At 57.6% G+C, this 25,979-nt stretch carries 17 protein-coding genes; 12 read left to right on the top strand and 5 right to left on the bottom strand.

The genetic code is table 11. From position 1 onward, the window contains the following. Nucleotides 1-737: 737 nt before the first annotated feature. Together AX756_RS26940 and AX756_RS20415 are read left to right on the top strand one after the other, a co-directional pair. The gene (locus AX756_RS26940; protein ID WP_499698279.1) at nucleotides 738-1,001 is read left to right on the top strand and encodes a hypothetical protein; all 264 of its coding nucleotides are present in this window, start codon (nucleotides 738-740) and stop codon (nucleotides 999-1,001) included. A 36-nt stretch (nucleotides 1,002-1,037) separates the two neighbouring features. Next, entirely contained in the window at nucleotides 1,038-1,436 is a 399-nt protein-coding gene (locus AX756_RS20415; RefSeq protein WP_231701116.1) for a hypothetical protein, read from the top strand. Between the two features lie 5 nt (nucleotides 1,437-1,441). On the opposite strand, the gene AX756_RS25775 is transcribed toward AX756_RS20415, so the two are convergent. After that, complete coding sequence (locus AX756_RS25775; RefSeq protein ID WP_156461592.1) at nucleotides 1,442-1,888, bottom strand: hypothetical protein; 447 nt, start codon at nucleotides 1,886-1,888, stop codon at nucleotides 1,442-1,444. A gap of 233 nt (nucleotides 1,889-2,121) precedes the next feature. Here AX756_RS25775 and AX756_RS20410 point away from each other — a divergent pair, with 233 nt between their 5' ends. After that, nucleotides 2,122-3,120, top strand: a complete 999-nt coding sequence (locus tag AX756_RS20410; protein ID WP_068316363.1) for an IS481 family transposase — start codon at nucleotides 2,122-2,124, stop codon at nucleotides 3,118-3,120. Between the two features lie 316 nt (nucleotides 3,121-3,436). Here the strand turns inward: AX756_RS20410 and AX756_RS20405 are convergent, their stop codons facing one another. The 3 genes from AX756_RS20405 to AX756_RS20395 all read right to left on the bottom strand — a co-directional run bounded on the left by AX756_RS20405 (nucleotide 3,437) and on the right by AX756_RS20395 (nucleotide 6,329). Next, complete coding sequence (locus tag AX756_RS20405; RefSeq protein WP_156461591.1) at nucleotides 3,437-3,793, bottom strand: hypothetical protein; 357 nt, start codon at nucleotides 3,791-3,793, stop codon at nucleotides 3,437-3,439. A 198-nt stretch (nucleotides 3,794-3,991) separates the two neighbouring features. Next, entirely contained in the window at nucleotides 3,992-4,252 is a 261-nt protein-coding gene (locus AX756_RS20400; RefSeq protein ID WP_068316352.1) for a hypothetical protein, read from the bottom strand. Between the two features lie 637 nt (nucleotides 4,253-4,889). Further along, a complete protein-coding gene (locus AX756_RS20395) occupies nucleotides 4,890-6,329 on the bottom strand; it encodes a DUF6880 family protein (protein WP_068316349.1) in 1,440 nt (479 codons plus the stop codon). Between the two features lie 216 nt (nucleotides 6,330-6,545). On the opposite strand from AX756_RS20395, the gene AX756_RS20390 reads away from it, so the two are divergent. The 6 genes from AX756_RS20390 (at nucleotide 6,546) to AX756_RS25770 (ending at nucleotide 18,805) form a co-directional block, all read left to right on the top strand. Further along, on the top strand, nucleotides 6,546-7,700 hold the full coding sequence (locus AX756_RS20390) for a tyrosine-type recombinase/integrase (protein ID WP_068316345.1): 1,155 nt from the start codon (nucleotides 6,546-6,548) through the stop codon (nucleotides 7,698-7,700). A 324-nt stretch (nucleotides 7,701-8,024) separates the two neighbouring features. Continuing rightward, nucleotides 8,025-11,537 carry a DUF8742 domain-containing protein gene (locus AX756_RS20385; protein WP_068316343.1) on the top strand — a complete coding sequence of 1,171 codons (3,513 nt, stop codon included), beginning with the start codon at nucleotides 8,025-8,027 and terminating at the stop codon, nucleotides 11,535-11,537. Then, nucleotides 11,534-11,941, top strand: a complete 408-nt coding sequence (locus AX756_RS20380; RefSeq protein WP_068316340.1) for an ASCH domain-containing protein — start codon at nucleotides 11,534-11,536, stop codon at nucleotides 11,939-11,941. Before AX756_RS20385 ends, AX756_RS20380 begins: the two co-directional genes overlap by 4 nt. Beyond that, complete coding sequence (locus tag AX756_RS20375) at nucleotides 11,938-14,736, top strand: DUF1156 domain-containing protein (RefSeq protein ID WP_068316337.1); 2,799 nt, start codon at nucleotides 11,938-11,940, stop codon at nucleotides 14,734-14,736. The genes AX756_RS20380 and AX756_RS20375 overlap by 4 nt, the downstream gene beginning before the upstream one ends. Before the next feature lie 10 nt (nucleotides 14,737-14,746). Further along, a complete protein-coding gene (locus tag AX756_RS20370) occupies nucleotides 14,747-18,046 on the top strand; it encodes a DUF499 family protein (RefSeq protein ID WP_068316335.1) in 3,300 nt (1,099 codons plus the stop codon). A gap of 153 nt (nucleotides 18,047-18,199) precedes the next feature. Beyond that, nucleotides 18,200-18,805 (top strand): hypothetical protein, encoded by a 606-nt coding sequence (locus AX756_RS25770; protein WP_068316333.1) that lies wholly within the window; start codon nucleotides 18,200-18,202, stop codon nucleotides 18,803-18,805. Between the two features lie 145 nt (nucleotides 18,806-18,950). Here AX756_RS25770 and AX756_RS20360 read toward each other — a convergent pair whose 3' ends face one another. Continuing rightward, on the bottom strand, nucleotides 18,951-19,148 hold the full coding sequence (locus tag AX756_RS20360) for a DUF6127 family protein (RefSeq protein WP_068316331.1): 198 nt from the start codon (nucleotides 19,146-19,148) through the stop codon (nucleotides 18,951-18,953). Between the two features lie 89 nt (nucleotides 19,149-19,237). Between AX756_RS20360 and AX756_RS20350 the strand changes: the two genes are divergently transcribed. From AX756_RS20350 to AX756_RS20340, 3 genes are all read left to right on the top strand, one after another. Continuing rightward, a protein-coding gene (locus tag AX756_RS20350; protein ID WP_156461590.1) for an IS3 family transposase occupies nucleotides 19,238-20,580 on the top strand; the annotation gives its coding sequence in 2 pieces (ribosomal slippage) (nucleotides 19,238-19,565 and nucleotides 19,565-20,580; 1,344 coding nt in all). Nucleotides 20,581-21,068: 488 nt separating this feature from the next. After that, a complete protein-coding gene (locus AX756_RS20345; protein ID WP_082739222.1) occupies nucleotides 21,069-23,804 on the top strand; it encodes an ATP-dependent DNA helicase in 2,736 nt (911 codons plus the stop codon). After that, a complete protein-coding gene (locus tag AX756_RS20340) occupies nucleotides 23,801-25,822 on the top strand; it encodes a DUF7017 domain-containing protein (RefSeq protein ID WP_194247521.1) in 2,022 nt (673 codons plus the stop codon). Before AX756_RS20345 ends, AX756_RS20340 begins: the two co-directional genes overlap by 4 nt. Nucleotides 25,823-25,979: the final 157 nt, after the last annotated feature.

Genomic DNA, 25,979 nt, shown 5'->3' with positions numbered 1-25,979 from the left:
CGCTAATCCAGTCATCAAGCCGATCCGGAAACAGCACCGTCTGGCCCCGCTCGATCCCCTCGATCAAACCTGACATGAAAACCCTCCCGCCTGCGCAAAAAGGATATCATGCCGAGTTTTCACACAGCCTCGGCCGGAGATAGTCGGAAAAAATTAAATTAGAACCACCTGGGTTCATTGGATTTTCAAAGGACTGCATGCTCATTTCTGTTGCCTCTTCTTTCTTACTGCTTTCAAAAGAATTCCATGCTTCGCGCCGACTGTCAACAATCTAAGCAATTGGTAATAAACGATTTTTCATGTTTTCGTTGACATTTCACATTTTCGTTGAGGCTGGTATTCACTAATTTCAAGAACTTACAAAAAAACGAACCGCCAAATTGCATTGTGCAAAACCAAAAAAATTTCACAGCCTTGTCACAAAAAGAACTGCAGACGAAGTAAATCCACCCAAAAGAGAGAGTCGTTCGGCACTCACATCATCGATTGGCGTTCGGCGACATCCTGATCGATTCTCTGTCTTGTGGCTCGACCAACCACCGGTGCGAAGCTCGGACAATGCTGCTAGCATCCCGGTGGAGGTGAACCGAATGCTCTGGCGATTAATCACTAGGGTCTTTGTAGCGGCCGGCGCAGGTGCGGTCCCGGCCCAGGTCGCAGATCCTGACGCCGGACGAGACATCTTCATGTCGTACTGCGTTCAGTGCCATGGCTTCGACGCAGAGGGCGCCGGACCAATGGCCGAACTTCTAAACGTCGTTACTCCAGATCTGACGGTTCTCGCCAAAGGCAACGGCGGCGTCTTCCCGATCGCAGACGTCGCCATGAAGATCGATGGCAGGACACTTGTGTTGGCGCATGGCGGAGACATGCCGCTGTTCGGGCCGTTTTTCGACATTGGAACAGACGTGACCATTCGATTGCCGAGTGGGCAGTCGATGATGATGAGCCAGACGCTGGCCGATCTGATCAGTTACCTCGAGGCACTACAAAAGCAATGAGCACACTGCGTCCATATCGGCACAAAAGGGACACCCATGAGACCGCCTGAGCAATCCGAAGCCGAGATCGTTCATCCCGAGCAAACCCATGCCCGCGAACTGCTGAGCGACAGGCTGGCCGGGCTGTGGTGGACCTTCGTGCTGCGGGGAATCCTTGCCGGGGTTGTTGGCATTGCAGCCCTTTTCTGGCCGACCGGCAGCATCTCCCTCTTGCTTCAACTCGTCGGCGTGCTGTTGCTGTTGGACAGCGCACTGACCTTGTTCGGCTTCGGTCGCAAGGGCGCCTCAGGAGGCGTCGGGATCGGGGCTGGTGGCACTTGGATAATCACTCATGGCGCGATCATGGCATCAGCTGTGAGCCCCGCGAAAGAGGTCTGTGTGCCCCACGAGCAGAACGCCGCGTCCATCACCAAGCGATATCGGTCCGGACCGTAGTTGACTTAGCGGGAAAGAAGAAATGAACGGAGCGCTCTTACTCGTCGTCGAAGCTCCACTTCTTCAACTCCGAGTTTTTTTGCTTGCTCTTTAAATGATAAAGCCTGTTTGGACCTGCCCGACGCACCATCAATGCTTGAATCGGCCGTCTCAAATGATTGTGGTTGGTTTTTTCGCGTTGAAGAGATTTCTTTCCCTGACGAGGGATTTCCGTTCCGCCGATCGATCTTTCTTTTCTCTTCGGCTGCGTCGGCCTTGGAACGCATCTTAAATCGTTCTTCTCGTTCTTGATCGGCTGGGGTCTTGCTATCTCGATATACCGCGCTCTCTGGTAGAGTTTTTCCGGCCTTGGCTTTTGTTCGGGTTATTCCACCAAACTTCGGAAGCGATCGACCTGCAATCTTGCGAGCACCGCGCTGACCATGAATATAACTCGACTTTATGGTAGCCACTCGAAGTCTCCCAATCCTTGTCTAGACGTAACCCGGTCTTTCCCAAGTGGGTATTGCTTGAGGGCATGTTGCCGCCCGCGCCGCACCTTGGCAACGCATTTCGATCTGGTGCGCGCTCCGCAAAGCCTTGCGAACGTCCGACGCTGTCGACCGGGGCCTTCGTTGCAGGTGGTTAGGTGTTTGATCCCAGGTTTTGATGGTGCGATCCATTCGGTGGAATGGAAGGACGCCCTATGGGACAGATACGTCATGGCTGCGCTACGACTACGCACGCAGTCAGAGCAGCAATACAGCGATCGCAAGCTTCAACCGCGGAGCTGAGCCGAGAGCTTGGGATCAATCCCAAGACGGTAGCGAAGTGGCGGAAGCGGCGGACGGTTGAGGATCGCAGAACCGGACCGAAGGAGCCCCGCTCAACCGTTCTCAGCAAAGAGGAAGAAGCGGTCGTCGTTGCTTTCCGACGGCACACGCTATTGCCTCTCGATGATTGCCTCTACGCCTTGCAGCCGACGATCCCGCATCTCACGCGCTCCTCATTGCATAGATGCTTGCAACGGCATGGCATCTCGCGCCTTCCTGAGATGGATGGCGACAAGCCGAAGAGGCAGCGTTTCAAGCGCTACCCCATCGGTTTCTTCCACATCGACATTGCCGAGCTTAGGACGGCAGAGGGCAAGCTCTATCTCTTCGTGGCCATTGATCGAACCAGCAAGTTCGCGGTGGCACAGCTGGTGGAGAAGGCTAATCGGAAAACCGCCTGGGAGTTCCTGGAGCTGCTTCTTGAGGCCGTTCCCTATCGCATTCATACGATACTCACCGATCGAGCCAATGGAACGCCAAGGGTCCGAGAGACATTGGCGAGGGGGATCCAGTTCGCCGAACAACCGCGAAACCGAAACACGATCCTCTCACGTCCGATGCGATTTGACATGATCTGCGAAGCCAATGGGATTGATCATCGCCTGACCCAACCGAACCAACCTTGGACAAATGGTCAAGTCGAGCGCATGAACCGCACGATCAAGGACGCCACGGTCAAACGTTACCACTACGACAGCCACGATCAGCTGCGCATCCACCTTTCCGATTTCCTGGATGCTTACAACTTCGCGCGGCGATTGAAGACGCTCAGCGGTCTCACGCCCTACGAGTACACCTGCAAAATCTGGACTTCAGAACCAGATCGATTCATCGTCAATCCGATCCACCAGATGCCGGGACTGAACACCTAGCGTCAAGATGCCCGTGGAGCGGCGATAGATCTACGAATTTGGGGCCCTCCGGTTGGTTTGTTGGACAGCACATTGGGATGGTATTCTGGAAAATTGGACAGGCCTTCGATTCATACGTGTTGCGACAGAAGTCAAGGCGTCGGCTGTTGTCCAACCAATACTCGATAGGGCTCTTTCGCCTGTCCGCGTTGTCTCAATGATTACTCAAACCAAAGGATCTGGCACGAGCTAGATCGCCGTCCGGCCCTGAGCTGGATAGATGCAATCCTGGCGGCGGTAGGGGCGGAGTGATACCCGCCGGGCCATGACCTGCCGACTATCGCTGAACCCAGTCACCGTCGTCTGTCAGCCACATACCATCGCCTTGGTAGATGGCATCTTCCCAGTCGTTCACAGCGCCTCCAAGGGCGTGGTATATTTCGCGACCCTCTTCCCGGGCCTGTTCCTCGATCGTCTCCAGCCCCAGTTCACGCGCCAGCTCCTCTGCTGCATTCTTCCGGACCGAGAGAGGAACCTGGTAGAACTCGACATAGGGGCGCTGCTTCTGCGCATCCCGGCGTTCAGCCATTTCGCTTGCGAGCGGTGCAAAGACACGCATCGCGGCCGCCATGAGCCGGTCATTGTCAGGGAAAGGGCTATTCTGGCCGTCATCGTCCGGAGCGACAGCTGTCATCACAGTGCAGTCGGTTTCAAAGTGCACAACGCGCAACAGAACGTATTTTCCCGACGTGAAACGGGTCTGCGAACTTGCGTGATTAAGCTTTCTGGAGAGGCGTTCTATTGCCATGAGACTTACTTTCCTGGTGTGGAATTCCTGGATGAATTTTTCATCGGCTTGGATGAGGTATGCGCGGAAGTTGGTGACGGTTGATCAGGCGGCAGCTTGAAGGTGTCGGAGGCCGTCACGGAACTCAACCCCTTCGATGACTTCGGGCAGGCGATTTCGGCCGTCGAGTTTGCGCCATTTCGTCTGCGCCAACATCAAAAACCTTAAAGCATTGGTGTCGCACTCTTCGAACGCATTGCCACAGGGGTGGAACTCTCCGAGGCCGGGCGCGAATTGTTTCATGCGATAACTCAGAGCATCGACACGATCATGCGCATGGTTCGCGACATCAAGCGCCCGGAACATGCGGTTTCGATCAGCCTGTCCAAAGCGGCCTGCGCCGCCGCGAAATCGACCCTGAAAACGCCAATGCGGGGATGTCAGGAAAGCGGCAGTTATTGCTGTTCGCAAACCGCTCCAGATAGTCCCGAGACCCGATGCTCGGCCTTGGTCTCCGAAGAACTTCGCTTGGGCTCGAGTTACCCGACGACGTGGCTAAGCCGAAGAAGGCGTCTTTTGAACGCGTTGCCGTACAGCTACTGGAAATGACATTGGTCGCTACCTAACGCCGCCGCGCCAAGGTGAGGAAACATCGCGTGGCGGCGGTGGCGGCCCGTTGCTTCGCAGACACTGGAAATGCTGGTGAACAAGAAATGCAACTCTCGAGAGTCCTTGTGGGGGCCAACATAACTATCTGGCTATTATGGAAATCCGACAGAGGGGGTAGGATTTGAACCTGCGACCTTCAGGTTATGAGTCGTGTCGAACGGACCTAAAACGTTCACTCACAAGTTCGAGTAAGTGCGTTATTTCAGGGTGTTGCGAAGGTCGTCGCTAATTGGCTGCTTCGCGCGATTTCGGGTAAATACCCGGCATCTTGCGCCTGCGTGCTTCCACAATGCTTCCAGACAGCTCCAGAGTGATTACCACGGTAGCAACTCCATCACCCGCCTATGCGCGACCAGAACCCATGCTTTCGGTCATGGTCCTTCCTGAGCCGGGCGACATAGGCTTCGTGTGTTTCGAATGCCCCGAACTCCTCAATCTCCTCGGAGAGCTCGCCGCAGGTGCCCAGATGCTCTGCTGCATAGCCATACCGCTTCGACCTGGCCTTGGTCAGCGTGAAGTCGACCATCGCTCTGAGCACCAGTGTCGCGGCAAGCGGATGGCGATCTGACAAGCCCTCCGCCGCTGGCACGAGGTATTCGTAGTGATCGCCGTCGATCTCGTCATGACGACTGACCAGGAGCTGAGCAGCCTTGTCGAGCTGTGGCCAGTCGAGGAAGAACTGCAGCGCTGCGATCAGGCTGGGATGGGCCATGGCATGCGTCATCGCCCGTTCCTCGGCCTCAATATCCTCGAAGTCAGGCAGCCGCTTCAGATAGGCTCGTAGCTGTTCGATGGCGAGGTCGCGTTCGAAGCAAGTCCAGCGGAAAGCCTGCGCCTCATCGCCCCGGCCGAGAGCTTCAAGAGCCTCCAATCGCGCCCTTTGCCACTCGCTCGGGATCCAGCGCTTTTCCGAGACATCGGCACGTTCGATGAAACCCATGGCGTCCGCCGCCCGGTCCGCGACAAGGAGCCTCCGTGCGATCTCGGCCGCGATCGCCGGAACCTTCCGCGTTTCGGGAGCGTACTGGGCAATGAAGCCATCGACGTCTCCCTGCGCGTCGGCGATGTCCTTGAGCGCCATGCTGACCGTGCTCACGCGTTCCCGTTCGCGCATTTCGTGCTCGTAGGTGGTACCATTGGAACCCCAGCCCACGGCCTGCCACTGATCCTTGGGCGGAACAGGTATCGGCTTCTGGCCCAGATCCTCAACCATGGTTTTCAGGACGGCGAGCCCGTCGTCGCTCAACACCGGAGTCATGATCCCGATCAGCCCATCGTACTGTCCGTAGCCGTTGTCCTGGAGCGCATCGAGCACCGCCTCGGCAAGTGTATCGGGTTTCGGTCCCACGGCCTCGGCAAGCTGACCCAGATCGGCGCAGGCCTGATGGAAAATGCCGATCACGGTGCCGCTCGAGTCGTCGCAGCGGTCGAACACGGGCGTTGCCAGCGCCATGAAACGCCACATGAGTCCCAGCGCCTCCTCGGCATCGCCCGGGCCGATCTGATCCACGATGGCACGCCGCTGGGTTTCCAGATCGTTCAACAGCGCCTTGCGGTTCTTCCAGGTGATGAAACTGCGGGCCCGGGCAATGGAGGTCAGGCGCTTGGCGATTTCCCGCGCCGCCTGCTTAGGGCTGTGCGCGCTGGCAAGGGCCAGGCGCAACTTGCGCTTCGCCGCCGCATTCCCGGTGCTGACCTCAATCAGCAACTGGGCCAGGCGCTCAGGGCCCAGCGCCTCGAGGTTCTTTGCGTTCAGGGTGGTTTTGGATGCCATCTGGTCGCTCGTTCTTTTCCGCGAGCCTAGCAGCGGCGCACGTGCACCGAAACCTGCGTTCCGATTCGCATGACCCTGCGATTCCCCTCGCCCGCTCGTTTGCATGCCCTGCGCCGAACTGCGCAGAAGTCTATTTTTCTGCGTAATTTCAATGCGTTCGTTGACTGCTGATGACCCTTCCGCACTCTTGGTGACAAATGAACCAAGGAAGTCCCCATGCCGAAAATCACCAAGCGCCTCGTGGACGCCGCCGAAACCCGCACCTCCGAGTATTTTGTCTGGGACAGCGACATCCCCGGCTTCGGGCTGCGGGTGCTGCCGAGCGGTCGCAAGGGCTATGTGGTCCAGTACCGCGCCGGACGTCGGTCGCGTCGGATCAGTCTGGGCCCCTGTACGGTGCTGACCTGCGAACAGGCGCGCAAACGTGCCATTTCCGTTGTTGCCGCCTCGCGAAACGGCGATGACCCGGCCGCCGAACGGGATGCCGGACGAAAGGCAATCACCGTTCGAGAGCTGGCGGAGCGGTTCGACAAGGAGCATATCGCCATTCGTCTCAAGGCCAGCACAGCGAAGGAGTATCGCCGGAACATCCGGCGCTTCATCCTGCCGGCGCTCGGGCAGCTTTCGGTCACTGGCATCACGCGTGCCGATGTCGCGAAGTTTCATCATGATCTGCGCCACATCCCCTATCAGGCGAACCGCTGCCTCGAAGTGATCTCGAAGATGTTCAGCCTGGCCGAGATGTGGGGGTTGCGTCCGGACGGGACCAACCCACGCACGCACATTCGGAAATACCCCGAGGAGAAGCGAGAGCGTTTCTTGAGCGCCGCGGAACTGCGGCGCATCGGCGAAGTCCTGCGCGAGATGGAAGCCGAGGGTGTCGAGCTGCCCTCGGCGATCCTTGCCGCGCGTCTGCTCATCCTGACCGGCTGCCGGCTCAACGAGATCATGACCCTCAAGTGGGACCACGTCGATCTGGCGGATCGGGTGCTGCGCCTGCCGGATTCCAAGACCGGTGCCAAAGTGGTCCATCTCGGCCAGCCCGCCGTTGAACTCCTGCAGCGGGCACCGCGCATAAAGGGCAACCCGTGGGTCATCACCGGCACACTGGAGGGAAAACGCCTGAGCGACCTCCAGCCCTTCTGGCAGCGCGTTCGAGCACGCGCCGGGGTGAAGGATGTCCGCATCCATGATCTGCGGCACACATTCGCCTCGACGGCCGTCGCCTCGGGTCAGGGACTGCCGATGATCGGCAAGCTTCTCGGCCACACTCAGGTCCAGACGACGGCACGCTACGCTCATCTTGCGGCCGAGCCGGTTCGGATGGCAGCCGACGCCGTATCCCAGAACTTGCGACAATACTTGGAATAATTGCGCGCGGTTCCGCATAATCGCGATTGAAGCCTCAGCGTCACGTGGTTACGTTCCTTGTGGTTTGACTCGTGAGAGGCAACGTTCTCAAGGTCTGGCCACAAGCCGGATTAGCTTGATGCATTGGCTTTCTTGTCGGGGCTTTGTCGAAGGAGTTGGCAATAGTCCGCGCCAATGGCGTTCCCGGTGTTTCAGAGTGGGGATTAGGAGCCGACGTGATCTCATTGCGGAATTCGTCAACTTGCAGCTTCCGACGTTGGTGCAGCCCGACCGCCGGCAAAACTGGGCAATCTGAAACTGAGTGTTTGGTCGGGAGGCGTGAGTGTGAGCGCGCTTGAAGATATCAAACCTGGCGGTCGAGTTGCAGGACTCGCTCCCGGAGCGTCAGTTGAGGTTGTATCCGTTGAATGGATCGGAGAGCAGGCAATCAATGTCGTGTACCGAGTTCCTTCTGGCTCGATCGCCGAAACGACACTCTATCGCGACGATGAACATCGGCTCGAAATCGAAAGTGGAGGCCGCATATGGTCGTTTGATGCGGATGGCGCCCTGCTACGTCTCGTTACCGAGGCAAACCGCATCAAGCTTGCCCATTTCTTCGATCCCTATCTCGCGATTCACACCAGTCTGGTCGATCCCCTGCCGCACCAGATATCGGCGGTCTATGGCGAGATGATCCCGCGCCAGCCTCTGCGGTTCTTGCTCGCAGATGATCCGGGTGCCGGTAAGACGATCATGGCGGGACTCCTTATCAAGGAGTTGATCGCTCGAAGCGACCTCGAACGCTGTCTGGTGGTTGCCCCCGGTAGCCTCGTCGAGCAGTGGCAAGACGAACTGGGCGAGAAGTTCGGATTGGAATTTGACATTCTGACCCGGGATATGATCGAGAGTTCCAGATCGGGGAATCCGTTCAACGACTACAACCGTTTAATCGCACGTTTGGACGTGCTGTCACGAAACGAAGAACTTCAGGAAAAACTCATCTCCTCCAACGAGTGGGATCTCACCATCGCCGATGAGGCCCACCGCATGTCGGCCACCTATTTTGGCAATGAAGTCAAATACACGAAGCGCTATCAGTTGGGCCAGAAACTGAGCAGTGCGTGCCGACATTTCCTGCTGATGTCGGCGACCCCGCACAACGGCAAAGAAAAAGACTTCCAGCTGTTCATGGCTCTTCTGGATGGGGATCGTTTCGAAGGCCGTTTCCGCGATGGTGTTCACGTCGCCGACGTCGAGGATATGATGCGGCGATTGACAAAAGAAGAGCTCTTGCGCTTCGATGGCCGGCCACTCTTTCCCGAGCGGCGCGCCTACACCGTCAAATATGACCTTTCCCCTCTGGAAGCGGAACTCTACACCGCCGTAACGGAATACGTTCGCAACGAAATGAACCGTGTGCAGCGTTTCGCCGAAGATGATGGAAAAAAACGAAATAACGTCGGCTTTGCGCTACAAATCCTGCAGCGCCGGCTCGCTTCCAGTCCTGCAGCCATCTACCAGTCGTTGAAGCGTCGCCGCGAGCGCTTGGAGAACGAGCTCTCCGAAGCCAGACTTGCCGCGAAAGGTGCTCCGTCGAATTTCGAGGGTTCGGCGATTAGCGACGAGATGCTCCGAAACCTCGATGAGTATGGCCAGGACGAGGTCGATGATCTTGAGGAGCTGATTTCCACGGGAGTGACAACGGCCGAGACCGTGGAGCAGTTGGAACTGGAGGTTCAGACTCTAAAGGGCCTGGAAAGCATGGCACTGAACGTCCTCCACTCCGGCAAGGATACCAAGTGGCAGCAACTTGACCGGATACTTGACGACGATCTGATGCTTGATCCCGACGGTTACCGGCGAAAGCTCATCATCTTCACTGAGCCGAAGGACACTCTGGAATACTTACGCGAGAAGGTTGTTGCACGGCTTGGGCGACCGGATGCGGTAGATGTGATCCACGGTGGCGTTGCTCGAGAAGAACGACGGAAGGTCGTTGAGCGGTTCATGCAGGATCGAGACCTGCTAGTGCTAATTGCCAACGATGCGGCTGGCGAAGGCGTGAACCTCCAGCGTGGGCATCTGATGGTGAACTACGATCTGCCATGGAACCCGAACAAGATCGAGCAGCGTTTCGGGCGTATCCATCGGATCGGCCAGACCGAGGTCTGCCACCTGTGGAACCTGGTGGCAAAGGACACCCGCGAGGGCGAGGTCTACGCCCGGCTTCTGGAAAAACTGGAGGCCGCGCGCGAAGCTCTCGGCGGGCGCGTTTACGATGTGCTTGGCGAACTCTTTGAGGATCGCGCCCTGAAGGACCTCCTGTTCGAGGCGATTCAGTACGGTGAGCAGGACGACGTGAAGGCGCGGCTCTTCCAGACAGTGGATGGCGCTGTCGATCAGAGCCACCTGCTGCATTTGCTTCAAAAGCGGCAGCTGACCAGCGACACCATGCCCGAGGCGCGCGTTCAGGAATTACGGCTCGAGATGGAGCGAGCTGACGCTCAACGCCTGCAGCCCCACCACATCCAGAGCTTCTTCATCGAGGCGTTTCGCCGGCTTGGCGGACAGATCAAACGTCGCGAAGAAGGGCGCTGGGAAATCACCCATGTCCCCTTCAGCGTGCGCGAGCGCGACCGTCAGATCGGTTCCGGCGCACCGCTGCAAAAAAAGTTTGAGCGCATCTGCTTCGAGAAGAGCAAGATCAACCAACAACCTGTGGCCGCCTTCGTCTATCCGGGGCACCCACTGCTCGACGCGGTCATCAGTCTGGTGCGCGGGCAGAACGACCACCTTATGAAACAGGGCGCCGTCCTGGTTGACGACACCGACGATGGTGCCGACGTCTCTGCCCTCTTCCTGCTCGAACACTCCGTGCAAGACGGGCGCCCGAGCAGCTCCGGCAACGCCAACGTGATTTCCCAGAAGCTGCAGTTCGCGGCCATCGACGAGGCCGGCACCGTGACCAACGCCGGGATCGCGCCCCACCTCAACCTGCGTCCCGCAACGCCGGAGGAAATCGGCGGTGTCGAGGACGCGCTAAATGCCGACTGGCTACGGAGCGATCTCGAAAAGACGGTCGTCCGGTTCGCAACGGTCGAACTTGCGCAAACCCATGTAGCGGAGGTCCGAACCCGCCGCATTCCGGAAATCGACAAGGTCGAGCAGGAGGTCAAAGCCCGTCTAAAGAAAGAGATCAATTATTGGGACTCGCGCGCCTTCGAACTTAAGGAACAGGAAAAGGCTGGCAAGAAGACACGCCTCAACTGGCAGAACGCGCAACGGCGGGCCGAGGATCTGGCCGAACGTCTGAAGCGCCGCCTGGAACTGATCGACCAGGAGCGGTTCATCTCGGCCCAGCCGCCGCGGGTCCGTGGCGGGATGATCGTCGTGCCCCGCGGCCTCCTGCAGGCGCGCATGCCGGACGAGATGGCCGATACCGCGTCGGGCTTTTCCGAAAATGCCGCTGCGCGCCGGGAGATCGAGAAGAAAGCAATCGCCGCTGTCATGGCGGCCGAACGGAACCTTGGCAACGAGCCTCGGAGTGTCGAGCACCTGCGCGGGCTGGGCTATGACATCGAGTCCTTCGATCCGAGAGCGGGCCATCTGCGGTTTCTCGAGGTCAAGGGCCGCGTCGACAGCGCCGACACGGTGATGATCACCCGCAACGAACTCATGGCCTCGCTGAACAAGGAGGACGACTTCTTCCTCGTCTTCGTGCCGATATCGGACGGCTACGCACAGCGACCGATTTATCGGCCCGGCCGTCTCATGACACGCGAACCCGAGTTCGGGCAGACCGCCATTCAGTTTAGCATCAAGAGCCTGCTTCAGCGGGCAAAGGCACCTTCATGAAAATCGAAAAAGCTCTCATCGTTGATGAGCCATGGATCAGCAAGATTCTGAACGGCACCAAGACCTGGGAAATGAGGAGCACCTCAGCCAAGCAGCGCGGATGGATCGGCCTGATCAGGAAGGGCAGCGGTCATGTCATCGGTGTTTCCAAGATGGTCGGGACTGATGGACCACTCTCCGATCAGAAGATGATCGAAAATGCCGACAAGCATCACATTCCTTCGGAGATATTCCTTTTGGGGAAGTTCGCCCGACACCGGCACGCGTGGATTATGTCCAACGCGGTTCGCCTGAGACTTCCGGTTCCCTACCAACACAAGAGCGGTGCCGTCATCTGGGTCACGCTCGATCAGCAGGCCACCGACGCCTTGGCCCAAGACGAAACTTTGAAGGCCCTCGCATGACCACCACCTACAAGAAGAAACTCATCGAAGTTGCCATCCCGCTTGAGGCGATCAACGCGGCGTCGGCGCGGGAGAAGTCGATCCGGCATGGACATCCCTCCACGCTGCATCTGTGGTGGGCGCGGCGGCCGTTGGCGGCGTGTCGAGCGGTGCTGTTTGCGCAGCTGGTGGATGATCCCTCGAGCCTACCCGACGAGTTTCCAACGCCCGAGGCGCAGGACGCCGAGCGCAAGCGGCTGTTCGCGATCATCGAGGATCTGGTGAAGTGGGAGAACTCGACCAACGAGGAGGTGCTGGAGCGCGCGCGGGCCGAGATCCGGCGGTCTTGCGGGGGCAAGCTGCCTCCGGTCTATGACCCGTTCTCGGGCGGCGGGTCGATCCCGCTGGAGGCGCAGCGGCTGGGCCTGCCCGCCTATGGGTCCGACCTGAACCCGGTGGCGGTGATGATCGGCAAGGCGATGATCGAGATCCCGCCGAAGTTCAAAGACATGGAGCCGATCCATCCCGGTATAAAAGAGCGCCAGTTCTATCGAAATGCCGAAGGACTGGCGGAGGACGTAAAGCACTATGGCGCGTGGATGCGCGAGAAGGCGATTGAGCGCATCGGACACCTCTATCCGAAGGTGGATCTGCCGAGTGAATATGGGGGCGGAAAGGCGACGGTTATCGCTTGGATATGGGCACGAACAGTACCGAGCCCGGATCCTGCATTCTCCGATGTGCAGGTGCCAATTGCTTCGAGCTTTCTACTCAGTTCGAAGAAGGGGAGGGAAACCTGGATCGAGCCACTAGTCGATAAGGCTGCCAAGACAATTTCATACCGTATTAAACATGGAGGGACAAAAGAGGCTCTGGCCAAGGCTAAAGACGGCACGAAGTCCGGGCGTGGAGCGAACTTTCGATGCCTTTTGTCAGACAGCGCGATCACTCCAAAGCACATCACGTCATCAGGTATGCGCGGGGCAATGGGGCAGACGCTCATCGCAATCGTTGCCAGCGGCCCCCGTGGGCGCGTCTTTGTGGAACCCAATGAGCACCATGCGAACGCGGCATTCGCAGAGAGACCAGAATGGAAACCTGAACTCAAGCAAGCCAAGAACCCGCGCTGGTTCTCACCGCCTGCCTATGGCATGGAGACTTTCGGTGACTTGTTTACAGATCGCCAGTTAATAACGCTGACGGCGCTCGGGGATCTTCTGATTGACGCTCAAAAGCATGCCCAAGCAGATGCCGAAAAAACTTTTCAGACTGAGGATAGCAAGCCGCTCAACAACGGCGGCGTGGGTGCAAAAGCCTATTCAGAAGCAATTGCCGTCTATCTAGCATTCGCACTGAGCAGAATGACCAATACCTTTACACAGGTGGCGAGATGGACCCCAGTTCGGGAGCAAACTCTCACCGCCTTTTCAAGGCAAGCGGTTCCTATGACTTGGGACTTCCCTGAGGTAAATCCGTTTGCCAAAGCAGCAGGTGACTATGCTGTTTCGGTAGAGGGAGTTCTAAAAGGCATTCTCGGACTAGGTGTTGGCCCAGAGGGCAGCATCATTCAAGCCGCAGCTCAAAGTGCTTCCTTTCCCGAAGACGCCGTACTCTCAACGGATCCGCCTTATTATGACAATATCGGATATGCTGATCTATCAGATTTCTTCTTTGTCTGGCTCAAGCTTGGACTGAAAGATTACTTTCCAAACCTTTTTGGGCTTATTGCTACTCCAAAATCTGAGGAATTAGTTGCCACGCCATATCGTCACGGTGGAACAGAGAAAGCGGAAAGCTTCTTCTTACAAGGCATGATTGAAGCTCTAAAGAACGCCTCTTCACAAACTTCGCCGAGGTTTCCGGCAACGATCTACTATGCATTCAAACAAAGCGAGATGGAGCAGGAAGGTATCGCCTCGACAGGTTGGGCAACTTTTTTGCAGGCCGTTGTTGAGGCCGGATACGCGGTTGTTGGAACCTGGCCAGTGCGAACTGAACGTTCGGCGAGACTGGTGGCAAAGGGAAACAACGCCCTCGCCAACTCCGTTGTATTGGTTTGCCGAAACCGATCCATTGAAGCCGAAACTATCACCCGTGCCGAGTTCATACGGGCGCTAAAACGCGAACTGCCCCCAGCCATCGCCGAGCTGCAGGCCGCCAACGTCTCTCCCGCAGACATGCCGCAATCAGCGATCGGACCCGGCATGGGTGTCTTCTCGCGCTATCAAGGCGTCCTTGAATCCGACGACAGCCTCATGAGCGTAAAGGCAGCGCTGCAGCTCATCAATGCCGAGCTCGACGAGTATCTCGGCGGAATTCAGGGCGAGTTCGACCCCGATACGCGCTTTGCTATCAGCTGGTTCGAACAGAACGGCATGGGCAAGGGCGACTATGGCGTGGCCGACAACCTGGCCCGCGCGCGCGGTATCGCCGTCGAAAGCGTAAAGCATGCCGGGATCGTCGAAAGCCAGGCGGGCAAGGTGCGCATCCTGAAACGCGACGAGCTCGACCCCGAGTGGGAGCCTCAGACGGACACCCATCTGACGGTCTGGGAATGCCTCCAATACCTTGTGCGCGCCCATGAGAAGGACGGCATCTCTTACAACACCGCGCTACTGCTTCGAAAAATCGACGACAAGGCTGAGGCGGTCAAAGACCTCGCCTACTGTCTCTACGACATCTGCGCCAACAAGCGGCAGGATGCGAAACAGGCGACCGCCTATAACGCATTGATTGCCGACTGGTCGGACCTGACCCGAGAGGCCGCCGCGATTGTCGATATTCGCGGCACCGGCCAGACACGTATGGATTTCTGAGGGGACGATCATGGCAAAGAGCACACGCCAGCACGTATTCGAAGGCATGGAGCTGCTGCCGGAGGGATTGATCCCCTTCGTCGAGAAGCGGCTGGAATCGCAGATCACCGGGCACTGGCAGGTCGAGATCGTTCAGCGCGTCCGGGGGCTGCGGCCCAATGGCGACGGTCAGGTGAACTGGGACCAGCAGGGTCTTTTGCAGGTCATGATGGCCTTCTGGAAAGAGGCATTCGCCATGGTGCTGGGGCATCCGGAACGCTCCTACGTGTCTGAACTGCTTGAGGTGCGCAACAAGCTCTCGCACAATGAGAACTTCACCTACGACGACGCCGAGCGGGCGCTGGACACGATGCGTCGGCTGCTGGAATCAGTGAGTGCCAAGGATGTGGCCGAGAAGATAAGCGCGGCGCGCGATACGATCCTGCGCACGAAATACGCTGAGCTGGCCCGGAATGAGGAGCGGCGGAAAACGCAACGCTCTGACATTTCGGTCGATACGGTTGCCGGTCTTATGCCATGGCGTGAGGTGGTTGAGCCGCACCAGGATGTGGCGACGGGCGAGTTCCAACAGGCCGAGTTCGCCGCCGACTTGGCCAAGGTGCACAACGGCAGTGCGCCGTCGGAATACCGTGATCCGGCCGAGTTCTTCTCCCGCACGTATCTGACGGAGGGTCTGAGCAACCTGCTGATCGGGGCCGCAAAGCGGCTGTCAGGCGCAGGCGGTGACCCTGTCGTCGAGTTGCAGACGAATTTTGGCGGCGGCAAGACGCACTCGATGCTGGCGCTCTATCATATGGTCGGTGGAACTCCGGTGGAGGACCTGCCGGGTCTCGACCAGCTTCTGTCCAAGAACGAACTGACCGTCCCCAAGAAGATCAGCCGAGCCGTACTGGTCGGGACATCACTCGATCCGTTGAACATGACAGCTGCGAAAGATGGGACACAAATCTCCACGATTTGGGGCGAACTCGCATGGCAACTCGGTGGGCCCGAGGTTTTTGCAATGGTCGCCGAGAACGATAAGCTTGGCATTGCACCCGGCTCAAACCTCCTTGAGGCGATTTTCAAGAAATGCGCGCCCTGTCTGATCCTAATCGACGAATGGGTCGCTTTTCTTCGCCAGATCTACAAGGTTGAAGGATTGCCCTCCGGCTCCTTTGACGCAAATATTTCGTTTGTTCAGGCGCTTACTGAGGCGGTGAAGGCAAGTCCGGGCACGCTGCTGGTTGCCTCGTTGCCTGCCTCACAGATCGAAGTCGGCGGCGAAGGTGGCCAAGAGGCGCTGGCACGATTGAAGCAAACGTTCAGCCGCGTTGAATCCTCGTGGCGCCCGGCCTCGCAGGAAGAAAGCTATGAGATCGTCCGTCGACGGCTCTTCAAGGAAATTCCGGGCGACAAATTCCACCACCGTGACAACACGCTGAAACAGTTCGCGAAGCTTTACCGCGAGAACACCAACGACTTCCCGCAAGGCTGCGCGGATGAAGATTACCGTCGCAAGCTGGAGAAAGCCTATCCGATCCATCCAGAATTGTTTGATCAACTGTACACCAGCTGGGGTTCTCTGGAGAAGTTCCAGCGAACACGTGGCGTTCTGCGTTTGATGGCGCAAGTGATTCATGAGCTCTGGATGGGCAACGACCCGTCCGTCATGATCATGCCGGGAAGTGTTGCAATCAGCACTGCCCGTGTGGAACCGGAACTGCTTCACTATCTCGATGCAAGCTGGCAGTCGATTATCGCTGGCGACGTTGATGGCGTATCCTCGACACCTTATAAAATCGATCAAGGCGCTCCTAACCTAAACAAATACTCTGCAACCCGTAGAATAGCGCGCGCCATATTCATGGGAACGGCACCGACCCATGGCCAAGAGAACAAAGGCCTCGACGATAAACAAATCAATCTTGGTGTCGTCCAGCCGGGTGAGCGCCCGGCGATTTTCGGTGATGCGCTTAGACGCCTAACCCACCAGGCCAAGTTCATGCATAGCGATCTCGGCCGCTATTGGTATTCGATGTCAGCGAGCCTGAACCGGATCGCTGCCGATCGCGCAGGGCAGCTTGAGGAAGCTCTTGTCCTGATGGAAATCGACAAGGCACTCGTTGGCTACATCAATGGCCTCGGTGACCGTGGACACTTTGATGCTGTGCAAGTTGCGCCTGGTAGCTCTTCTGACGTGCCCGATGAACCGGGCGGCGTGCGCGCTGTCATTCTGGGAGTAGCCCACCCGCACACAGGAAGAGATGGCTCTGAGGCGCTATCGGAAGCCAAGGACATCCTGACGCAGCGCGGAAGCACACCCCGTGTTTATCGAAACATGCTCGTGTTCTTGGCTGCAGAGCAGCGTCAGCTCGAAAACTTGAAGGCTGCAATGCGCTCCGCACTCGCGTGGGCGGAGATCGTTCGCGAAACCGACCGTCTCAACCTGACGCAAAGCGACAGTGCGCTCGCCAAGGCAAAGCTGGCGGAAGGCAATGAGACACTGAAGACCCGCCTGAAAGAGGCTTGGTGTTATCTGCTGTATCCAGTCCAGGAAAGCGCTCAGGCAGACCTCGAGTGGACGTCAGCCAAGGTGCCCGCTCAGGATGGTTTGCTGGCGCGTGCAAGCAAGAAGCTCGTCAGTGACGAGGGGCTGTTGCCCGAACTTGGGCCCGCCCGACTGGATCGCGAACTGCAAAAATACATCTGGAACGGGAAAGATCACCTGTTCCTGAAAGACTTGTGGGAGTACATGAACCGGTACACCTACTTGCCTCGCGTCAAGAACCGCAGCGTACTTGCGAAAGCCGTTCAATCAGCCGTTACTGGGATGCTTCCTGGTCCATTTGCATACGCTGATCGATGGGATGACTCCAAGAATAGCTACGTAGGCTTGGCGATATCCGGCCCAAGCGATGTTCAGGTCGTGATTGACAACGACTCAGCCATCATAAAACCCGACGTTGCAGAGTCTCACCGGCCCAAACCAAAAGAAGAGCCCGCTGGGCCAGGCGGAGAAGGCCCTAGGGACCCTGACGGCCCTTCGCCTACGCCAGGTGGTGATACGGGTGGAGAACCGGCTCCCGCCCCCGAAAAAAAGCCCACGCGTTTCGTCGGTACCGTGATGATCTCGGCAGACCGACCGGCGCGAGACATTCACCAAATCGTTGAAGCAATTATCGAGCAGCTGACCACGCTTCCAGGCAGTGACGTGTCCCTGAAACTGGAGATCGATGCCGAGGTCCCCTCCGGCCTGGATCGCGCCAAGGTTAGAACCTTGATTGAGAACGCAACTACGCTGGGCTTCATCGACAAGTCTATCAAATGATGAACAGCAGGGAATAAAATGTGTCTACGGCTGACATACGCTGAAGCATTGCTATGGTAGAGCAATGCCGCTCAGCTCGTTGCAGACGCGAAAGCCAAGTCTGCCAAGATTCCCTGCGATCCACTATTTGGATCGAACCCGCGTCTGTCTTCTTTGGTTTCTGAGATCGACAGTATCAAGAAGCGGCACGGCCTTCTTATTGAGCGCGCATTGATATTTGCGATCAACAAGCTGCCCCACTGGCAGGCTGACAAGGAAAAAATCTCGGTGGCTGGCGGCAAGGCACACTTGGACTGCCTCGCATTCAATGCCAACACAGGTCAGCTCTATGTTTTCGAGTGCAAGCGCGGCCATGGGGCCTTCGACGGCGACAAGATCCGTGCCATTGACCTCCGCTTGGACAAGGTCAAAGCGTCGATAGGCGCCCATGTCACGCCGAAAGGCTGGAAACCGTCATCGACCGGTGTCTTCATCCTGAGCTTCTACGGAGCCACGTGGAATTCGGCTTATCCAATTCACGATAGAAACAGCGTCGCTTCCCTCTTTGAGCCGTGCGTCGGCCGCTTCGTAACCGAGTATATGCAGCATTTGGAGACGACGGCGTCGAACGCTTTCAGTGCTGAATTGCGCGAATCCGTGACCATCCCCGTCGGCGACAGCATTTTCGACTCAATCGTTCAAGATCGGGTGCAGCCTTGGCCGGATGTACTGTTTTCTGAAGATGGTGCCGATTTCGTTTTTCCGCCGCAAGAGGTGTAGATGTTCACTGCGACATGAGCTGAACTGGTCGCACGCGCGAGCCTGTTCCCGCAGTATCGCAAGGTCGCCCATCATCTCCACGACAGCGGATCCATCCGTTAATTGTGCCAACTCCTCGGCCTCCCGCGCCTGAAACTCTCGGCTGTTATCCACCACCGGCTGACATGCGGACGGCTGTCTGCATCGCGGTGCGGCGCTCCAGCAGGATGCAGTCGACCATGGATCTCAGATCCCGGATATCGAGTGCTGCCTCTTCACCATCGAGCCCGACATCGGCGAGCGCCCGTTTTGCGCCTTCCTCGGCAGCGCGTACCAGCATGGCCTCGAACTCGGCGTCGGGCATACACTGTCTGACGTCAGCGCCTATGGGTCCAATTAGGGCAATTTGATAAGAGAGTGTTTCTGGCTCATCGTCACCACAAGGAGTGGGACATGAGACAGCCAACCAAGAGCCCTGGCGAGAAGATCGTCAAGGATATTAAGCGGGCCACTCGCAAGCAGTATTCGTCGGAGGAGAAGATCCGGATCGTCCTGGATGGATTGCGTGGCGAGGACAGCATTGCCGAGCTGTGTCGGCGCGAGGGGATTTCCCAAGGCGTCTACTACAAATGGTCCAAGGATTTCATGGAGGCGGGTAAGAAGCGACTTGCGGGCGACACAGCCCGTGCCGCCACGACCGATGAGGTCAAGGATCTACGCCGCGAAGCGCGTGATCTGAAGGAGGTTGTGGCAGAGCAAACGCTGGAACTCCGTTTGCTCAAAAAAAGCATGACGGGGGATGGGGGCGACCAAGAATGAGGTATTCCGCATCGGAAAAACTGGAAATCATCGCACTTGTCGAAGGGTCACACCTGTCGGCGCGCCAGACCCTGGCCAAGCTGGGTATCCCCCGCACCACATTCTATCGGTGGTATGATCGATTTCTTCAACGCGGCGAGGCTGGGTTGAAGGATCAATCTCCCAAGCCCAAACATGTCTGGAACCGCATTCCAGACGCAGTGCGGTCCAAGCTCGTTCAGTTGGCGTTGAAAGAGACGGAACTGTCGCCGCGCGAGTTGGCGGTGACGTTCACGGATCGGGAACGCTATTTTGTATCAGAGGCTTCGACCTATCGAATTCTGAAAGCGCACGATCTGATCACCAGCCCGGCCTTCATCGTGATAAAGGCCGCCAGTGAGTTCAAGGACAAGACCACTGGGATCAATCAGCTTTGGCAGACCGACTTCACCTATCTCAAGGTTCTCGGCTGGGGCTGGTTCTATCTCAGCACAATCCTGGACGACTACAGCCGTTACATCATCTCGTGGAAGCTTTGCACCAACATGAGGGCTGGAGACGTCACCGACACGCTCAATCTGGCCTTGCGGGCTTCAGGGTGCGACCAAGTTCATGTCGTCCACAAGCCACGCTTGTTGAGCGACAACGGCTCCAGCTACGTCTCTGGAGATCTGGCTGAATGGTTGCAGGATAAGGGTATGAAGCATTCCCGAGGAGCGCCCTACCATCCCCAGACACAGGGAAAGATCGAGCGCTGGCATCAGACCCTGAAGAACCGGATCCTCTTGGAAAACTACTTCCTGCCAGGGGACCTCGAAGCACAGGTCGGAGCCTTCGTCGACCACTACAACCATCAGCGTTTCCACGAGAGCCTGAACAACGTCACGCCTGCCGATGTCTACTTTGGACGTAACAAAGCCATTCTGGAACAAAGGGAAAGGATCAAGCTAAAGACGCTCGAAGCGCGCCGCTTGCAACATCGCCAGCGCGCTGCATAATCCAACCAACCTGATGAGCAGAATACTCGCGCACTTCAGCCCGGTCTTGGTGCCAAAAACCCTGACGACGGACAGTTCTGCTCAGCCAGTTGCAGCGCACTCGACGCCGACCGGTCGATCAATCCAAGCCCCCCGCCAACCCAGTTTGGCTTCCTGAAGACGGCGGGCCCGCAGACGGCCAACACGACAGCAGCTCGAAGCGGTGACCGCCCGCGAGGTTTGCTCCAAATCCGAGGGGCAAGTCCCGAAACTAACAAATGCAAACCGCATCCCCCGTGACCACCGGGCGCACCGTGAATTTCATCTCATCAGCAATCGAAAGGTTGCCGCTGCCGCCAGACAAGATTAGCCTCCGAGTAGTTGGTGGAGTGTCTTCCTTACCCCCTATTTTCGCCCGATTTTTAAGGTATGCGACCACAGGGTGATCTGGCGCAGAAGCCTTTGAATTATTCGGCTTAGCTGACGTGCGCTTAAGCAGAGGGGACAAGATGGGAAAAACGGCCGCGCCATCCGCGAGTTCTGTGGAAAGTTTTGGATTGTTGCAGCCGTTCTGGCCAGATCTGCATACGTTGGCCATCGAGGCAGAGCAGAATTCCGACAAGCTCCCCGACTTTTCGACTATCCGCCTGCGCAGCTTTTCGGAGTCTATGGTTTGCCACCTCTTCCGGCACCATGACTTGCCCCTGAACAGCGATGAGACCCACTTCGATCGCCTGCGAATTCTTCAGAACGAGAAGCTGCTCGACAGGCGGGTCCTCGGGTTACTCCACACAATCCGAAAGCTGGGAAACATCGCAGCACACAACAAACGTCCAGTTTCGGCGGGTGAAGCCCGGGGTCTTGTCGAAGACGCTCGCTCGCTCGCAGCCTGGTTTTGCCTTCACATGCGGCCGGACATCGACTGGAAGGCGCGGAGATGCTCCCCGCCGATAGCGCCTACGGCAGATCACGATACCTCGCTTGGCGTGCATGCGGTCGGCGCGAGGGAGAACAATGGCCAGAATCGCGGCGCTGGCCTAGCAACCTTGGTCAGGCCTCCGCAGACGCGGATCTCGCTGCGGGACATGTTCGAAGAGGAGCTCACGGCCGACCAGCTGAGGTGCATCTCGGCGCTCGATGGATTCCTGGCAGACGACACCCAACGGGTGTTTTTGCTGAAAGGCTATGCGGGAACAGGGAAAACCTTCCTTGCCGGCGGTCTGACTGAGTTCTTGCTTGCCCAAGGGCGGATGTTCTCGCTTGCGGCCCCAACGGGGCGGGCGGCCAAGGTCATCGCGAAGAAAACGGGTCAGTCAGCGCGAACGATCCACAGCCTGATATACGACTACAGCGACATGACCGAGCGGACTGAAGATGATGACGACGGGTCAGCCACCTTCAAGATGATCGCCAAGGTTCGGAACAATGAGGACCCGATCGATGCTGTTGCCATCATCGACGAAGCTTCGCTCGTATCGAACGTGTATTCCGAAAGTGAATTCTTCCGGTCTGGCAGCGGGCATCTGCTGCAGGATCTGATCGCACATATGGGCTCAACGCATTCTGGCAATGCCCGCAAGATCATCTTCATCGGTGATCCGGCGCAGCTGCCTCCCGTCGGCATGTCGACCTCTCCGGCCCTGGACGCTGATTACCTGCGTGAGACCTTCGGGCTTGATGCCACCGGCTATGAGCTGACTGAAATCGTTCGCCAGAAGGCTGAAAGCGCGGTGATACGCAATGTCATGCCTTTGCGCGAAGGCGTCGTCAGCAGTCGTTTCAGCAGCCTTACCTTTACATACGACGATGACGTGATCCGCCTTTCCAAGGACAGCGTCACGCCGCTCTACATGAAGATTCGCGAAGGAAGGGGCCCTCAGGCACCGATCATCGTGACCCACTCGAATGCCGAGGCCGCCAGCTTCAACCGTGCAATCCGAACAGTGCTATTTCCGGGAATGGCCACCGTTGCCGCCGGTGACAGCGTGATTGTCGCTGCCAATGGCTTTTGCGGCCCGCACTATGTCGCCAACGGAGAAATTCTGCGGATCGATGCAATTGAGTCCGCTATCGAGCGGCGTTCGGTCCAGTTGCTCCAGAAAGTCGGCAGTAGCGACATCTCGGAACCCATAAATGTGGCCCTGAATTTCCGAGATGTCATGGTTGCTCTATCACAACCGGAGGGCGACGATCTCATCCTGAAAACCAAGATCCTTGACGACTTTTTGCACGGCGACGATGCGAGCCTCGGCTCGGCACAGCAGCGCGCGCTCTACGTGGATTTCCTTAAACGTCACCAGCATATTGATCGAAGAAAGCAGCGTGACGAGTTCCAACTTGCACTGCGATCCGACCCATATTTCAATGCGCTCCGGCTCCGGTTTGGCTACGCCGTCACCTGTCACAAAGCTCAAGGCGGCGAGTGGAGCCATGTTATCGTCAGCTGCGCCACCCGGCAGAACCCGCGCTCGTCGGACTATTTCCGCTGGCTATACACGGCGATGACCCGGACCAGCGGCAAGCTGTACCTTATTGATCCGCCAGAGATTCGACTGCAGCAGGCAGGGGTCGGTTGGAGCACACCAGCTTCCGCCGAAGCGGGTTCGTCAAGCGGCGAGCCGGGACTTCCGCGTAGCGATGGCAGCCTGCCTGAAACGAATGGATCTCAATCATCGGCCGTCTCGCCACAGGCTATGTTCCGCAGCTGGCTACAAGCGGAAATCCGCAACCGGCTGGATGGCACCGGAGTGGAAATCGAAGACATCGCGCTTCACCAGTACCGGGAAGCGTACTTCTTCAAACGTGACGCCGAAGCTGCCCGGGTCGACATCGGCTATAAGGGAAACTGGACGGTCTCTGGCGTGACCTGCCCCAAGCCTGACGGCTTCGCGGAAGATATCATGGCGCGCCTTGCTGCATTGGCAGGTCAAAAGCCCGGCGCTGTAGGGTCCAGTGCAGCCAGTGAGAGCGCTCCAGAGCGCCCCTTCCTAAAGGATTTTCATGATCGCCTGGTGGCCGCGCTAACGCAAAAGGGCGCCGTTGTGGTCAGCCTTAAGGAACAGGCCTGGAGCCAGCGTTATGTCCTCGCACGGGGATCGGAGTCAGTCACAGTCGATATATTCTACAATGGAAAGAACCAACTAACCAAGTTCATGCCGGTCAACCCGGCACCCAAACCGACGCCATCTCTCGTTGAACTGCAGGATGATGTCATGACGGTGCTTTCCGTTGAGGTTCACCCTTGAGCTTTCGAATTTCTCGCATAAATGGCAGAGGCTTAGGTGGCGGCGGGTGGAGCCATCGCTCCAAGGACGTCACCAAACTCAGGAAGGGCGGTCAGCTTGAAGCAGCATATTGTCTTTCGGTGGAGCGTATCGCTGAATCTGAGGCTGATGACCACGATCGGGCGGCCTACGCGTGGTGCCTTATCGCGCTGGTGAAGCATCACTGCACGGATGGCAATCGAGAAGCATTGTCCGGGTATCTGGACGAGCTGCGGCGCTTTGAAGTTCCGGCTACGGATGAAATGTTGGCAGAGCACCGCGAGAAAGCGCTCGCTCTCGCTCAGACCGACCGTCGTGCGGTATTGAAAGCGCGCAACCTGAGCAAACAGGGCAATCATCGAGAGGCCTCGCGAATCTACGCCAACCTCCACGCTGAGGGCAGCTTGGAGTTGGAAGACCGGAAGTCATGGGGCTGGGAACTCTTCCGGCTGATCAAGGCCGAACTGGACGGAAAACGCGACGATGAACTCACATCACCAGTCGCCCAACGTGTAAAGCGGCATCTGAACACTTATCTGAAGCTGGCAATTGGAGGTCCAGATCTGCTGCACAGCCTCATGCTGCGTCATGCGTTGCGGCTGAGCAAAGGGAACCACCTCAAGGTGCTCCCCTTTCTGCGTCTGTGGAACCCTGAGCAGTTCAGTGATGAGGATTTCACTCGGCAGTCGGGAAGAGACGGCAAAACCTATCCGTCGCTTGTCGAACAAGTGATCCAGGCCGCTGCGTCCGATGCTGCCGACAGCGATCGAGCAGATGACCGCCACTTCATTCTGCCGCATGTACAAGAAGCAAGGAAGCGCTTCCCTGAGAACATCTGGCTGAAGCTGAGCCTCACAAAAATCCTTCGTGGATTGGGGCGCATAGATGAAGCAGAAAAACTGGCTATCGAATTCGCCCGTGAAAAAGCTTCCGAATACTGGGCCTGGGAACTGGTCGGCGACTTGGTTCCGAACGATGTGGAACTGAGACGATCTTGCTACGCAAAAGCGCTGAGTTGTTCACAAGACGAAAACTTCGTCGGAAAGGTGCGTCTTAAGTTTGCAGAACTACTGGAAGAAACCCATCCCAGCCAAGCTCGGTTCGAAGTCGAACGTATGATGAATCATCGAGTCGCGGCGGGATACCAGGTTCCCCGCGAAGCACAGGCCCTTGTAGAAAGACTAGCTGCTTTCGAGTCGGAGCCAACCGATCGCTCCTTTTATGTTGGGCTCAGCAACGCGGCGGAAGCACTGCTTTTCTCACATCTGCCATGGACCGATGCCTGCCTGGGGGATGCGTTCACAATCAAGGGCCGGGACGGTAAGAAGTCTAGACGGCGGCGGCGTGTTTACGTGGAAGACGACGCTCTCGCATTGGAGCTGAACCTCCCTGACAACCACCCGGACATTCGTGGACTTCCCTATGGCGCTCCGCTCAAGGTGCAGTACGAGACCTCGAAGGCCGAACCATGGCGGGCAACAATTCATCGAATCAGCCCCCGGGCAGGCGGCACGCCCATGGACCTTGTGCCCTCCCGAATCGGAGTCGTTGATCACGTAAACCATGAGAAATCCCTTATCCACGTAATCGTTGCTCGCGGCATCGACGGTATCTGTCCGATTTCACTCTATGGCGGGCAAGCCACGATCGGTGATGCCGTCTCCGTGAGGCTTGCGCAGCACCATTCCAAGAACGGCAAGCGAACGAGGATCGTTGAAGTCCAATCCACGGATCAACTACCGCCCGCCGACGTTTGTCGCCGTTTTCGGGAAGCAGCGAACGTGACTGCGAACGGGCTGGGCTTCACACGTGGAGATATCTTCATCCCTCCCCATTTGGTCACTGCTGCAGGGATCTTGGCAGGTGATCTTGTCGAAGGGATAGCTGTCGTGAGCTTCGATAAGAAGCGCGGGAAATGGGGGATGAAGGCAATCAAAGCCGAGTCTGTCGCGCGAAATCACTACGACTTCGGAAGCGATGACGATGGCGACAGGTGGTAAGACGGTGGCACAACGCGTTCTGTGCTCGAAGACCGAAATGCGGATTTACGCAGCGATATGAAGGACTTCGCCCCCTCTTGCTTCCACAGTGCTTCCACGAAAACCCCAAACGCAAACGCCGCCCCGGAGGGCGGCGCTCAAGCGTTTGATTTTACGC

The organism is Aliiruegeria sabulilitoris (assembly GCF_001558155.1).
Taxonomy (GTDB): Bacteria; Pseudomonadota; Alphaproteobacteria; order Rhodobacterales; family Rhodobacteraceae; genus Tropicimonas; species Tropicimonas sabulilitoris.
Note: the sequence above shows the minus strand (reverse complement) of the source record. Positions and strands in the feature narration are given on the sequence as shown.